The organism is Acutalibacter sp. JLR.KK004, assembly GCF_036941085.1.
In the GTDB taxonomy this organism is placed as follows: Bacteria; Bacillota; Clostridia; order Oscillospirales; family Acutalibacteraceae; genus Acutalibacter.
The window spans coordinates 36428-48921 of the sequence record NZ_JAYMNQ010000002.1; the positions used below are offsets into that span (position 1 = coordinate 36428).

15 protein-coding genes are annotated in these 12494 nt (G+C 58.1%); all 15 read left to right on the forward strand.

Annotation, left to right across the window (positions count from 1 at the left end):
• Positions 1 to 24: 24 nt before the first annotated feature.
• Positions 25 to 291, forward strand: coding sequence for a hypothetical protein (locus VSQ30_RS14495; protein ID WP_334464945.1), 267 nt, complete (start codon positions 25 to 27; stop codon positions 289 to 291).
• Complete coding sequence (gene ruvB, locus VSQ30_RS14500; RefSeq protein WP_371721317.1) at positions 288 to 1397, forward strand: Holliday junction branch migration DNA helicase RuvB; 1110 nt, start codon at positions 288 to 290, stop codon at positions 1395 to 1397. Before VSQ30_RS14495 ends, ruvB begins: the two co-directional genes overlap by 4 nt.
• 154 nt (positions 1398 to 1551) lie before the next feature.
• Positions 1552 to 2904 (forward strand): phosphoglucosamine mutase, encoded by a 1353-nt coding sequence (glmM, locus tag VSQ30_RS14505; RefSeq protein WP_334464946.1) that lies wholly within the window; start codon positions 1552 to 1554, stop codon positions 2902 to 2904.
• Entirely contained in the window at positions 2904 to 3833 is a 930-nt protein-coding gene (locus VSQ30_RS14510; RefSeq protein ID WP_334464947.1) for a class I SAM-dependent methyltransferase, read from the forward strand. The genes glmM and VSQ30_RS14510 overlap by 1 nt, the downstream gene beginning before the upstream one ends.
• A 211-nt stretch (positions 3834 to 4044) precedes the next feature.
• Positions 4045 to 4401 carry a hypothetical protein gene (locus VSQ30_RS14515; protein ID WP_334464948.1) on the forward strand — a complete coding sequence of 119 codons (357 nt, stop codon included), beginning with the start codon at positions 4045 to 4047 and terminating at the stop codon, positions 4399 to 4401.
• On the forward strand, positions 4371 to 4787 hold the full coding sequence (locus tag VSQ30_RS14520) for a DUF5655 domain-containing protein (protein ID WP_334464949.1): 417 nt from the start codon (positions 4371 to 4373) through the stop codon (positions 4785 to 4787). The genes VSQ30_RS14515 and VSQ30_RS14520 overlap by 31 nt, the downstream gene beginning before the upstream one ends.
• 3 nt (positions 4788 to 4790) lie before the next feature.
• Complete coding sequence (locus VSQ30_RS14525; RefSeq protein ID WP_334464950.1) at positions 4791 to 5651, forward strand: energy-coupling factor transporter ATPase; 861 nt, start codon at positions 4791 to 4793, stop codon at positions 5649 to 5651.
• Positions 5652 to 5677: 26 nt separating this feature from the next.
• The gene (locus VSQ30_RS14530) at positions 5678 to 6127 is read left to right on the forward strand and encodes a GNAT family N-acetyltransferase (RefSeq protein WP_334464952.1); all 450 of its coding nucleotides are present in this window, start codon (positions 5678 to 5680) and stop codon (positions 6125 to 6127) included.
• 25 nt (positions 6128 to 6152) lie between these two features.
• On the forward strand, positions 6153 to 7025 hold the full coding sequence (locus VSQ30_RS14535; protein ID WP_334464953.1) for an energy-coupling factor transporter ATPase: 873 nt from the start codon (positions 6153 to 6155) through the stop codon (positions 7023 to 7025).
• A gap of 3 nt (positions 7026 to 7028) precedes the next feature.
• The gene (locus VSQ30_RS14540) at positions 7029 to 7847 is read left to right on the forward strand and encodes an energy-coupling factor transporter transmembrane component T family protein (protein ID WP_160641826.1); all 819 of its coding nucleotides are present in this window, start codon (positions 7029 to 7031) and stop codon (positions 7845 to 7847) included.
• 140 nt (positions 7848 to 7987) lie between these two features.
• Positions 7988 to 8497: a helix-turn-helix domain-containing protein gene (locus VSQ30_RS14545; RefSeq protein ID WP_334464955.1), complete on the forward strand. Its 510-nt coding sequence runs from the start codon at positions 7988 to 7990 to the stop codon at positions 8495 to 8497.
• A 170-nt stretch (positions 8498 to 8667) separates the two neighbouring features.
• Entirely contained in the window at positions 8668 to 9447 is a 780-nt protein-coding gene (gene truA / locus VSQ30_RS14550; protein ID WP_334464957.1) for a tRNA pseudouridine(38-40) synthase TruA, read from the forward strand.
• Positions 9448 to 9546: 99 nt separating this feature from the next.
• Positions 9547 to 10821: a DUF5711 family protein gene (locus VSQ30_RS14555; RefSeq protein WP_334464959.1), complete on the forward strand. Its 1275-nt coding sequence runs from the start codon at positions 9547 to 9549 to the stop codon at positions 10819 to 10821.
• A gap of 172 nt (positions 10822 to 10993) precedes the next feature.
• Entirely contained in the window at positions 10994 to 11695 is a 702-nt protein-coding gene (locus VSQ30_RS14560) for a CvpA family protein (protein ID WP_160641821.1), read from the forward strand.
• Positions 11696 to 11768: 73 nt separating this feature from the next.
• On the forward strand, positions 11769 to 12416 hold the full coding sequence (locus VSQ30_RS14565; protein WP_334464961.1) for a CDP-alcohol phosphatidyltransferase family protein: 648 nt from the start codon (positions 11769 to 11771) through the stop codon (positions 12414 to 12416).
• The last annotated feature ends 78 nt before the right edge of the window (positions 12417 to 12494 follow it).

A 12494-nucleotide genomic window follows, 5' to 3' on the forward strand; every position in this document is an offset into this window, starting at 1 on the left:
CGGTCTTTATCAGGAGGCGTTGCTATGCTGGAAAAAGCAAAGCGGTTTTTGCAGATATCCATAGGCTCCACCATCGGGGTGTATCTGGGCCACAGCTTCTGGCAGTGGCGGGACTATCAGGCCCACCCGGACTTATACGCCATGGGGGGCGCGCCCTGGTACACATCTCTGCTGACAGGGGCGGTGTTTACAGCACTGCTGGCGGCGGCAGAAGCGGCGGCGCTGTATATCGTGAACCGTAAGCTTGCCAAAAGGCGGGCAAACGAAACCAAAGGAGATAAACATCCATGATAGAAAAAAGCGGCGGGATGGAGTATGGCATCGACTGGGACGCCCAGGACGAGATGGATTTGGAAAACCGCCTTACCCATACGGGCTACACCCCGGAAGACAGGGAGACAGAGAACCCCCTGCGGCCCCGGGCCTTCTCCGAGTATATCGGGCAGGAGAAGGTGAAGGAAAACCTGAAAATTTATATCGGGGCGGCCTTGAGCCGGAAGGAATCTTTAGACCATGTGCTGCTGTACGGCCCGCCGGGCCTGGGCAAAACCACCCTGGCAGGCATTGTGGCAAACGAAATGGGGGTAAACCTGCGGGTGACAAGCGGCCCCGCCATTGAAAAGCCCGGGGATTTAGCCGCCCTGCTGACAAACCTCTCCCCCGGGGACGTGCTGTTCATCGACGAGGTACACAGGCTTTCCCGGCAGGTGGAGGAAATCCTGTATCCGGCCATGGAGGACTTTGCCCTAGACATCATCACCGGGAAAGGCCAGATGGCGGCAAGCTACCATCTGCCCCTGCCCCATTTCACCCTGGTGGGGGCTACCACCAGGGCGGGCCAGCTTTCCGCCCCCTTGCGGGACCGCTTCGGGGTGGTGCTGCGGCTGGAGCTGTATAACCCCCAGGAACTGGGGAAAATCGTCACCCGCAGCGCGAAAATCCTGGGGGCGGACATTGAGGCGGACGCGGCGCTGGAAATTGCCAGCCGCTCCCGGGGCACCCCCCGCATTGCCAACCGCCTTTTAAAGCGGGTGCGGGATTTTGCCGAGGTGATGAGCGGCGGGGTTATCACCCTGAACACCGCGAAAATCGCCCTGGACAGGATGGAGATTGATGAGCTGGGCTTAGACCAGAGCGACCGGCGGATGCTCTCCGCCATCATCCAGTTTTACGGCGGAGGCCCTGTGGGCCTGGAAACCCTGGCAGCGGCTATCGGGGAGGAGGCTGTGACCATTGAGGACGTAAACGAGCCGTACCTCATGCAGATAGGCTTTCTCTCCCGCACGCCCCGGGGCCGCTGTGCCACAGCGGCGGCTTACCTGCACCTGGGCCTGCCTGTGCCCGCTGCTCTGCAGCCCGCCGCTGCCCCGCCGGAGCAGACCAGGCTGCCGGAGTAGGGCAAGACCGTGGGGCGTTGCAAGGTCGTGGGGCGCTGCCCCACACCCTGCGGCTTTCTTTCGGAGAAAGCCGGTAAAGAACTTTACCTTTCTGGCAGAAGGGCAGGAAAGCTGCATATCTTATAAACAAGAAAAATATAAACGAGGTGTTATTATGGGACGACTTTTTGGAACTGACGGAATCAGGGGCATTGCCAACAAAGACCTGACCTGCGAGCTTGCCACCCAGTTAGGCCGGGCGGCGGCCCGGGTGCTGACCAACAAATCCAACCGCCACCCAAGGGTGCTTATCGGCAAGGACACCCGCCTCTCCTCCGACATGCTGGAAAACGCCATGGCAGCGGGGCTTTGCAGCATCGGGGCCAGCGTTATCACTTTGGGCGTGGTGCCCACCCCGGCTGTGGCCTATCTGGTAGAAAAGTATAAGGCAGACGCGGGGATTATGATTTCCGCCTCCCACAACTCCTTTGAGTATAACGGCATTAAAATCTTCTCCGGGGACGGCTACAAGCTGCCCGACGACCTGGAGGAGCGCATTGAGGACATTATTTTAGGCAAGTCCGACATCTCCCACGAGTTCCCCCAGGAGGACGGCATCGGCACAGTTGCCCATGCGGACAGCGCTGTGCGGGATTATATCGACCATGTGAAAAACACCGTGCATTTCTCTTTAGACGGGCTGAAAATCGCCATCGACAGCGCAAATGGCTCGGCCAGCGCCACAGCCCAGGCCCTGTTTACCGAGCTGGGGGCAGAGGTCACCATGATGAACGATGCCCCCGACGGCATCAACGTGAACTTAAACTGCGGCTCCACCCACATGGAGGGTCTCATTGAATATGTGAAAACCCATGAGGTAGACGCGGGGGTGGCCTTTGACGGCGACGCCGACCGCTGCCTGATGGTGGACGAAAAGGGCAATTTCATTGACGGCGACTTTATCATGGCTATCTGCGCCCTGGATATGAAGAGCCGGGGGAAGCTCTCCGGCAGCGCTGTGGTGGGCACCATTATGACAAACCTGGGCTTCCAGCGGTTCTGCGAGGAAAACGGCATGCGCTTTGAGGCCACAAAGGTGGGCGACCGCTATGTGCTGGAGCAGATGCGCTTAGACGGCTACAATTTCGGCGGCGAACAGAGCGGGCATGTGATTTTCCGGGATTTCGCCACCACCGGCGACGGGCAGCTTACCGCCTGCCAGCTTTTAAGCCTTCTGCGCCGCCGGGAAGCGAAGCTTTCAAGCCTTGCCACCCTCATGCAGCGCTATCCCCAGACCATGATTAACATCAAGGTCACCCCGGAAGGGAAGCTTGCCTTCTACACAGACCATACCGTAAAAGCCGCCATCGACAAGGCCGCCGCCGCTTTAGGCAAGGAAGGCCGGGTTATCGTGCGGCCTTCCGGCACAGAGCCTTTGCTGCGGGTAATGGTAGAGGGCCGCGACGAGGGGCAGATCCAGCAGATTGCAAGGGAAGTGGCGGACGTGATTGAGAGGGAACTTTCCTAATGCGTACCGCACAGTGGCACGACTATGAACTTTTAGACACAGCAGGCGGGGAGCGGCTGGAGCGCTGGGGGGATATCCTCCTCATCCGGCCCGATCCCCAGATTATCTGGGAGGGGGACAAAAACGGCCCCCTGTGGGGAAAGGCCCATGCCCGGTATGTGCGTTCTAACAAAGGCGGGGGGCACTGGGAAACCTACAAAAAGATGCCCGAGGTATGGCAAATCGGCTGGGAGGGGCTGACCTTCCGCTTAAAGCCCATGGGCTTTAAGCACACCGGGCTTTTCCCGGAGCAGGCGGTAAACTGGCGGTTTGCCAAAGAGAAAATCCAAAGCGCCGGGCGGCCCGTAAAGGTTTTAAACCTGTTCGGCTACACAGGAGCCGCCACCCTGGCCTGCCTGCAGGCGGGAGCCGCCGTCACCCATGTGGACGCCTCCAAGGGCATGGTGCAGTGGGCCAAAGAGAATGCCCAGGCAAGCGGCCTTACGGATAAGCCGGTGCGCTGGCTCGTTGATGACTGCGTGAAGTTTGTCCAGCGGGAACAGCGCCGGGGCAACACCTACGACGGCATTATTATGGATCCCCCCTCCTACGGACGGGGGCCTGGAGGCGAGGTGTGGAAGCTGGAGGAACAGCTTTACGGGCTTATCTCCATGTGCCTGCCTATTTTGTCGGAAAAGCCCCTGTTTTTCATTTTAAATTCCTACACCACCGGCCTTTCCCCGGCTGTAATGGAATATTTGCTGGGGGTGCTGCTCTGCCCGAAAGCCGGCGGGGCTGTCTCCGCAGACGAAATCGGCCTGCGGGTAACCAGCACCGGCCTTGTCCTGCCCTGCGGCAGCACCGCCATCTGGCAACGTGACGTTGCATCCAAGACGCGGGGCGCAGGCGTTCCGCCTGCTGGCGGGAGAAGATTTTCCGCCGCGGAATGAGATTCCGCGCTTACAGAGGCGGCCGCGTGTCCGGGGCACTGCCGATTATGTGGAAAAATTTGGTTTTAGGGTCAAACCCTTTTTTAAAAGGGTTTGTGGGATTCCAAAGGGCAAGGCCCTTTGGTCGCGGCCCGCAGACTGCGAAACCTTTGCAGGACAAAAATTTGGGAAGCCCCAAAAACTCAGGCAGCAGCCAAAAAGGAGCAGATTTATGGCAAGATGGATATATGCGGCGCTGGCCCTGGGCTGGGTGCTGAGCATGATTTACGAGTGCGTACAGACAGGGACAGGCGCCGCCCTGTATTTTTCCCTGGGCGTCATAGGGCTGACAGCCTTCGTCATCCTCTTTGTGCGGGATCTGACCCGGGGCGGAGAGCAGAAGCCTGTGCCCCGGATGGTGTACTTTTTAGGGGCGGCGATATCGGCGGCGCTTTTCTACAGGGCGCTGAGTAAGGCTGCCTACGCAGGAACCTATGTGCAGTTTATGCCCTTTTACCTGGTGATGTTCGCCTATTTCCTGGGCGCGGGGCTGTACCTGTGGTGGAAGGCGCTGCGGGAGAAAAGATGATGGGCATAGACGGGGATATTCTGCGTTTCTTTGAGAAAAAGCCACAGGCGCTGCCTCTTTACGAGGCCCTGGAGCAGGCGGTTTCCCAGTGGGTGCCCGGGGCAGGGCGGAAGGTGCGGAAAACCCAGATTACCTTTTCCAACAGGCGGGTGTTTGCCTGCGCCTCCCTTCTGCGGGTGAAAAAAGCAAAAGAACTGCCCCAACCGTATCTGGTGGCGACCTTCGGCCTTTCCCGCAGGGTGGATTCCCCTCGGATAGCCGCGGCTGTGGAGCCTTATCCTGGCAGGTGGACGCATCATGTGGTAATAGGCGCGGCTTCTGAAATCGACGGGGAGCTGCTGGGATGGATAGAGGAGGCCGCCGCCTTTTCGGCGGGAAAACGGTAGAAAATGAAAGAAAGGGGACAGCAGATGGCTTTTATTGAGATAAAAGACGTGCGTTTTTCCTATGCCATGGAGGCCGGGGCGGAAAAAGAAGTGCTCCATGGCATTAACCTGGACATTGGGCAGGGGGAGTTTGTGGCGCTTTTAGGGCACAATGGCTGCGGCAAATCCACCATGGCAAAGCTTTTAAACGGGATGCTGGCCCCCTCCCGCGGACAGGTGCTCATAGACGGGCTGGACGCTGGGCTGGAGGAAAACCAGCTTCCAGTGCGGCGGCAGGTGGGGCTGGTGCTGCAAAACCCTGACAACCAGCTAGTGGCTGGCATTGTGGAGGAGGATGTGGCCTTCGGCCCGGAAAACCTGGGGGTGCCCCCGGAGGAAATCCGGCGGCGGGTGGACGAGGCCCTAAAGGCCGTGGACATGTACCACTACCGGGAGCACGCCCCCCATAAGCTTTCCGGCGGGCAGAAGCAGCGGGTGGCTATTGCCGGGGTCATTGCCATGGAGACAAAGTGCATTGTGCTGGACGAGCCTACCGCCATGCTGGATCCCCGGGGCCGCCAGGAGGTGATGGAGACTATCACCCGGCTGAACCGGGAAAAGGGCATCACAATTGTGCTCATCACCCACTATATGGACGAGGCTGTGCAGGCGGGCCGGGTGGTGGTGATGGACAAGGGGCAGGTGCTGATGGACGGCACGCCCCAGCACGTTTTCAAACAGGTGGAGCGCCTGAAGCGCCACGACCTGGACGTGCCCCAGGCCACAGAATTATGCTACAGGCTGCGGGCCGCAGGGGTGGCGCTGCCGGACATCCCCCTTTCTGTGGAGGAGTGCGTGGGGATGTTCCAAAACCTGTTGGGCTAATGCTGAAAAACTGAGGTGGAAAAGTTTTGGAATATACGGTGAGAAAAGCTGTGCCGTCTGATAAAGCCAGGGTAGAGGCGCTGTTCATGGAAATGCTCCAGGCCATTTACAACAGGAAAGATGTGGAGGGATACAGGGAAGGCGATATAGACCGCTTTTTCGCAGGTGCCGGAGACTGGATATGCGTGGCGGAAGCTGAGGGCAGGGTAGAGGCTTTCCTCTCCATTGAAGAGCACCACGAGCCGGCGGATTATATCTATCTGGACGATTTCAGCGTCAGCACGCCCTGCCGGGGCCGGGGAATTGGCATGGCCCTTTTGAAAGCAGCAGAGCAATACGCCAGGGACAGGGGCATCCCCCAAATGGTTCTCCACGTGGAAAAATCGAACCTGCGCGCCCGCAGGCTTTATAAGCGGTCAGGCTTTACGGATGACAAGGACGAGGGCGGCCGCATCCGCATGAAAAAGCTGGTATAAACCGGAAAGGAACGTGTTCACAAACATGACAGTACTGGAAACCAGGAACCTAACCTACAAATACGGCATTGGCACGCCCTTTGAGAAAACAGCGGTGGAGGATGTATCCATCCAAATCGAAAGGGGCGAGTTCTTAGGGGTGATAGGCCACACAGGCAGCGGCAAGTCCACCCTCATCCAGATGCTCAACGGCTTGATACGCCCCACCTCGGGCCAGGTGCTGCTGGAGGGAAAGGACATCTGGGCCGAGCCAAAGAAAATCCGGGACGTGCGCTTTAAAGTGGGCATGGTGTTCCAGTATCCGGAATACCAGCTTTTTGAAGAGACGGTTTTAAAAGACATCATGTTCGGGCCGAAAAACATGGGGCTTTCTGATGCCCAGGCCCAGGCCCGGGCAGAGGAAGCCGCTGCCTTTACAGGCCTTAAGGCGGAGCTTTTAGAGAAATCCCCCTTTGAGCTTTCCGGAGGCGAAAAGCGCCGGGCAGCCATTGCGGGGGTTATTGCCATGGATCCGGAGGTGCTGGTGTTGGACGAGCCTACGGCGGGCCTTGACCCCCGGGGCCGGGACGTACTGCTGACACAGATTACCCAGTATCACAAGAAGCGGGGAAACACGGTGCTTTTAGTCTCCCACAGCATGGAGGACATTGGCCGCACAGCAGACCGCCTGCTGGTGATGAACAGCAGCCGGTGCGCGTATCTTGCCCCCACCCAAGAGGTGTTTGCCCAAAGCGGGCGGCTGGAGGAAATGGGCCTGCGGGTGCCCCAGATTACAAAAATCGTCCAGGCGCTGGAAAGGCTGGGATGCCCGGTTGACCCCAGCACCCTGACGGTTGACCACGCCTTAAAACAGCTTATCCCCTATTTCAAGCAGTTGAATCCCGGAAAGGAGTCCTAGCCCATGCTGTCAGACATTACCCTGGGCCAGTTTTTCCCCGCGAAAAGCCTGATGCATAAGGCAGACCCGCGGCTTAAAATCTGTCTCACCATTTTTTCCATTGTGCTGATTTTTGCCGCCGGAAACTTTTTTTCCCTGGGATGGGCAGTGCTGTACATTGCCCTGGCCATGGCCCTGTCGAAAATCCCCCTGAAAATGTATCTCAGAGCCTTAAAGCCCATTTTGTTCCTGGTGGCGTTCACCGCTGTGCTCAATATTTTTTACGGCACAGGCGATCCCCTTTTCCAGTGGGGCATCCTGAAAATCACCAAAAACGGCCTTTTGAACTGCCTGTTTGTCTCCATCCGCATTATCGTGCTGATTCTGGCAAGCTCTGTGCTCACCTTCACCACCTCCCCCACCCAGCTTACAGACGCTATCGAGCGGCTGCTGCGGCCCCTTTCCAAGCTGCACGTGCCTGTCCACGATTTTGCCATGATGATGACCATTGCCCTGCGCTTTGTGCCCCTTCTCATGGAGGAAACCGACAAGATTATGAGCGCCCAAAAGGCAAGGGGCGCGGACATGGAGAGCGGGGGCTTGGTGCAGCGGGTGAAGGCTCTGATTCCGGTGCTCATCCCCCTGTTTGTCTCCGCCTTCCGCCGGGCCTATGATTTAGCCACCGCTATGGAAAGCCGCTGCTACCATGGCGGCGAGGGCCGCACCAAAATGAAGGTGCTGCGCTTTTCTTCCCACGACTATTGCATTATCGGCTCGGCCCTTTTGGCCCTGGCGGCGTTTATCACGCTGAATATGGTGTTCCCGCCTGCCATTGTGCGGTGAAGGCTGCCTCCGGCGGCTTAAGGATTTTTTTACAGGTCCCTGCCTGCCGGGAATCCCGCATGTTAATTTGCGTTGCTTGTAGCAACGGGCTGTCCTGTATACAATAGTGGTAACAAACTTACAGAAAGGATGTTATCCCTATGTTAAACGAAAACCTGAAAGCACTGAGAAAATCAAAGGGCCTTTCCCAGGAAGAGCTTGCCATCAAGCTGCATGTGGTGCGCCAGACCATCTCCAAATGGGAGCAGGGGCTGTCTGTGCCGGACGCGGATATGCTGGTTGCCCTGTCGGAGGCCTTTGAAACGCCTGTGAGCACCCTGCTGGGGGAAGCGGTTACAGAGCCGGAGGCAGACAGCATAAAGGCCATTGCCGAAAAGCTGGAGGTCATAAACCTGCAGCTTGCCCGAAGGGAAGCGTTGAAAAGGAAAATACTCCACTGGCTGTCTATTTCCCTGTGCGCGGCCATCGCAGTTATTTTTGCGGCCTTAACCGTCTTACACAGCCCCTATTTAGGCTGGGACTATGCCGATCCGGAACTCGCCATTGCCGGGACAGCCTTCCACGCCTTTGAGTGGGTGTTTGTGCGGGCAGCGCCCGTCATTCTTGCGGGGGGCATCGTAGGAGCCTTTTTGACGCGGAAGAAAGTATAAATCCTCCCGCCTTTGGGGCGCCGTTCTGACAACAATACGCTTTGCCCTGAAAGGAGGCCCATCTATGGATTTTCCCCAATACATCGTGTCCGCCGCCGGGCTGGCGATCAATGATAAAAAGGACGTGCCGCCGCCCCCCAGGGCGCTGGCATTTGATTAAGGAGTGTCCCATGCGTAACCTGCTTATCACTTTAAGCTACGACGGCGCCCATTACCATGGCTGGCAGATACAGGAAAATGCCCTGACTGTGCAGGAGGTTTTCCAGTCTGCCCTCGCAAGGGTGACCGAAGGCGGGGAGGACATCAAGGCCTGCTCCCGCACAGACACAGGGGTGCATGCCCGGGAATTTGCCGTAAGCCTTCAAACAGAGAGCCGCATCCCGCCAGAGCGCCTGCCTGCCGCTTTAAACCGCTATCTCCCCCCGGACATTGCGGTGAAATCCTGCCGGGAGGTGCCGGAGGGCTTTCACGCCCGGTATTCCTGTTTGGGCAAGGAATACTGTTATGAAATCTGGAACCATCCGGTGCGGGATCCCTTCCTCCATAACCGGGCGCTGCACTACTGGTATCCTATAGACGAAAACCTTTTGAACGAGGCCGCCGCCCATTACACTGGCCCCCACGATTTTTCCTCCTTCTGCACTTTGGACAGTCGGGAGATAGGGGATTTCACCCGTACCGTCACAGCGGCCCGGGTAGAGCGCCGAGGGGACATGGTGGTGTTTACCGTATCCGCCGACGGCTTCCTCTATAACATGGTGCGCATCATGACAGGCACCCTTCTCCGGGTGCAACAGGGGAAGCTTTCCCCCCAGGACATTCCCGCCGTTATCGGGGCCAAAGACCGCCGGGCCGCCGGGCCAACAGCCCCTGCCTGTGGGCTGTACCTTAACCGGGTTTTCTACGATTTGCCCGGCAGCAGGCTTTCTGCACAGCGGGAAGGTTTTTAGAGGATGCGGGGAACTTTTTCCTGAAAAAAGTTCCCCGCATATTGGCAGTAGTTTCATTTGAAGAAAGGAGCGGCCCCGGCTGGGCCACAGAGCAGGCGTATGGGAAAACACAGTAAAAAGGAAGAGCCGCAGATTATCCAGCTCCGGGATTACCAGAACCCGCCCCAGGAGACCGGGCCTGAAGAGGAACCGGAGGGCGGCGCGTCTATTACATACGACGAAGGGAAAAGAAAACAGCCCGCCGCCGTACCCAAAGCGGTTTACCGGGCGGCAATCATCCTGCTGGTGCTGGTAATTGGACTGGCATTGTGGATGAACCGCACAAGCCTGAATCCGGAGAGCATTGGTTCCTGGCTGAAGCTGCAGATTACCGGGGCGGAAATCGGCGACGGCTTTCCAGTGCAGATTACCGGTTCCGAGGTGCTGGAAGCCAATTTCCTGGCCCAGGGAGGCAACGCGGTGGTGCTCAGCGACACCGTGTTCAGCATCCTCAATCCTACCGGGCGGGAGGAAATTTCCCTGCGCCACAGCCTGAACCATCCTGTGCTTCAGAGCGCCGGGGATCGGTATCTCCTTTATAACAGCGGCAGCACCGGCTATACAGCCCTTTCCGGCACAGACGTGGTGGTAAACAGCGTGGAGGAACGGGACATCCTTACAGGAGCCATCGCCCAGAACGGGCGGTTTGCCCTGGGGGTGCAGGGAACCAATGGGGCCTCGGAGCTGAAAGTATACCAGAAGGACGGCACCCTCCAGTACCAGTATTCCCTGGCCTGGGACTACATCACCGCCATTGCCCTGAACTTCGACGGGGCTTATGGGGTGGTATGCACTGTGCGCAGCGACAAGGGCATCCTGATTTCCAAGGTGCTGGTGTTCGACTTTACAAACGAAGCCCCCATTGCCGAATATGAAACCCGGGAAAACCTGCTGCTGGCTGCCTATTGGGGGGAGAACGGCTCTATCTATGCTGTGGGGGACGCAGCCCTCCTGCGGGCCAGCTCTTCCGACTACAGCTTCTCAGAGGACAACTACCAGGGCCGGCAGCTTACCGCTTTCCGGCTGGGCGCGGGGCAGGCCTTCCTGTCCATTTCCGCTTACGAACATGCTGGCGCAAGCACCCTGCTGGCCTATGGTTCCAGCGGGGAGGAGCCTGTGCGCATGGAGGTGCAAAAGCGCATAGAGTCTGTCTCCGTATACGGGGGGACGGTCGGGGTGCTTGCAGGCGGCGAAGCGGTGTTCTTCGACTATTCCACAGGCAAAGAGCTGGGCCGGGCCGACGCCGGCGGGGACGCCAAGGCCCTGGCCCTTTCCAGCGAAAGCGCCGCCTATGTGCTGGGGGTCAGCGAGGTGCGCGCCCTGCGGGCGGAATAAGCCCGGCTTTTCCCTGTCATGTTTTCCTTCCCCTGGCTGTATATCTGCTATAGGGGCGGGCTTTCGTATTTGTAAGCCCCCCGTAAGATATCTGTAAGGCGGGTGGGGGTTGTGAAAAAAGGAGAATTGTGCTATATTTAAGATGGCTGTTTGAAAAGGGAGGTTGCTGCCAGTGAATTACGTGCTGGACTTGGTGCTTTTTGGCGTTTTTGTTTTGTTTGTGGCGATGGGGGTATTCCGTGGGTTTATCCGATCCGCCATCCATTTCCTGGGATCCATTATTGCCGCCTGCCTGTCCGCTGTTTTAGGGGGCATGGCGGCCCAGTGGCTTTTTGATTCCATGTTCCGGGGGGCTTTGGTAGAGCGGGTGCAGGAGTCCTTAAACATGCTGGGCACCAGCGACGCCCTTTCCTCTGTGGATAACCTGCTGGCCTCCCTGCCGGACTTTATCGTTCGCGCCCTGCAGGATGCCGGGGTCACCGCCTCTTCCATCAGCGGCAGCATTGTAAGCGGAAGCGGCGCGGCGGCAGAGCGCATTGCCGATCTGCTGGCCCCCACCTTTGTGGGCTTTTTAAAGGTGCTGGCGGTTATTGTCATCTTTGCCCTTTTAATGGTCGTGGTGCGGATACTGGCGGAAGTGCTTTCCCATGTCCTGCGCCTGCCTGTCTTAGGGCAGCTTGACAGCATTTTAGGCGGCGTGTGCGGCTTTCTGCTGGCCCTGGTGCTGGTGTGGGTTATGCTGGCCGCGGCCCAGGTTTTTGTGCCCATGCTGGACGCCTCCACCCAGTCCCAGATACACCAGGCGCTGGAAGACTCCATTGTGGCGGGCATTTTTGTGAACATAAACCCCCTGGGCCATATGTTTACGGCATAGGGGCTGTTTAGGACGCCCCCGCCTGCGCCACACTATTTGAAAAAGGAATTATAAAAGAAGGGAAAAGAAGGGAATGTCCCGAGAAAAGAAGCCGAGAAACCAAAATCTGACCATCCCCAATGCGCTGTCCTGCATGCGCATTTTGCTTGTGCCCTTTTTCGCCTGGTGCTTTTTGCGGGGAAGCTTAACCTGGGCGGCGGCGCTGCTGGTGCTTTCGGGCCTTACCGACATGTTTGACGGGCTGATTGCCCGCAAATGCAACCAGATAACGGAGCTGGGAAAAATTCTGGATCCCTTTGCCGACAAGCTGACCCAGGGGGTTGTGGCCCTGTGCCTTGCCATCAGGTTCCCCATGATAGGCCCTCTGTTAGGGCTGTTTATCGCCAAAGAGCTGCTGATGCTCTGCTGTGCCTTGGTACTTTTGAAAAAGCGCCGCCGCCCCGGCGGGGCCAAGTGGTATGGCAAGGTGGCCACGGTGATGTTTTATGTGTCTGTGTCCGTCATTGTGGTGATGGACGGCCTGCACCTGGCCGCCACGCCCCAGGCCTTTTACACAGTGTCCTTTGTGCTCCTGACGCTTACAGCCCTGATGATGCTGTACGCCGCTTTCCGGTATTCCCAGGTGTTCTTCACCCTGCTCCATTCCACCGATGAGGAAAACCATCTGGATCTCCCGGATGAGATCCACGCCAAAAAAGGCGGCCCGCCCCCAGCGGCTTAGGGCCTGCCTTAAACCCAACGGAAAGGAGCGGCGCCAATCTGCGCAGGGGGCTTTTTCCCTTTTGTGCGGATTTTTGGT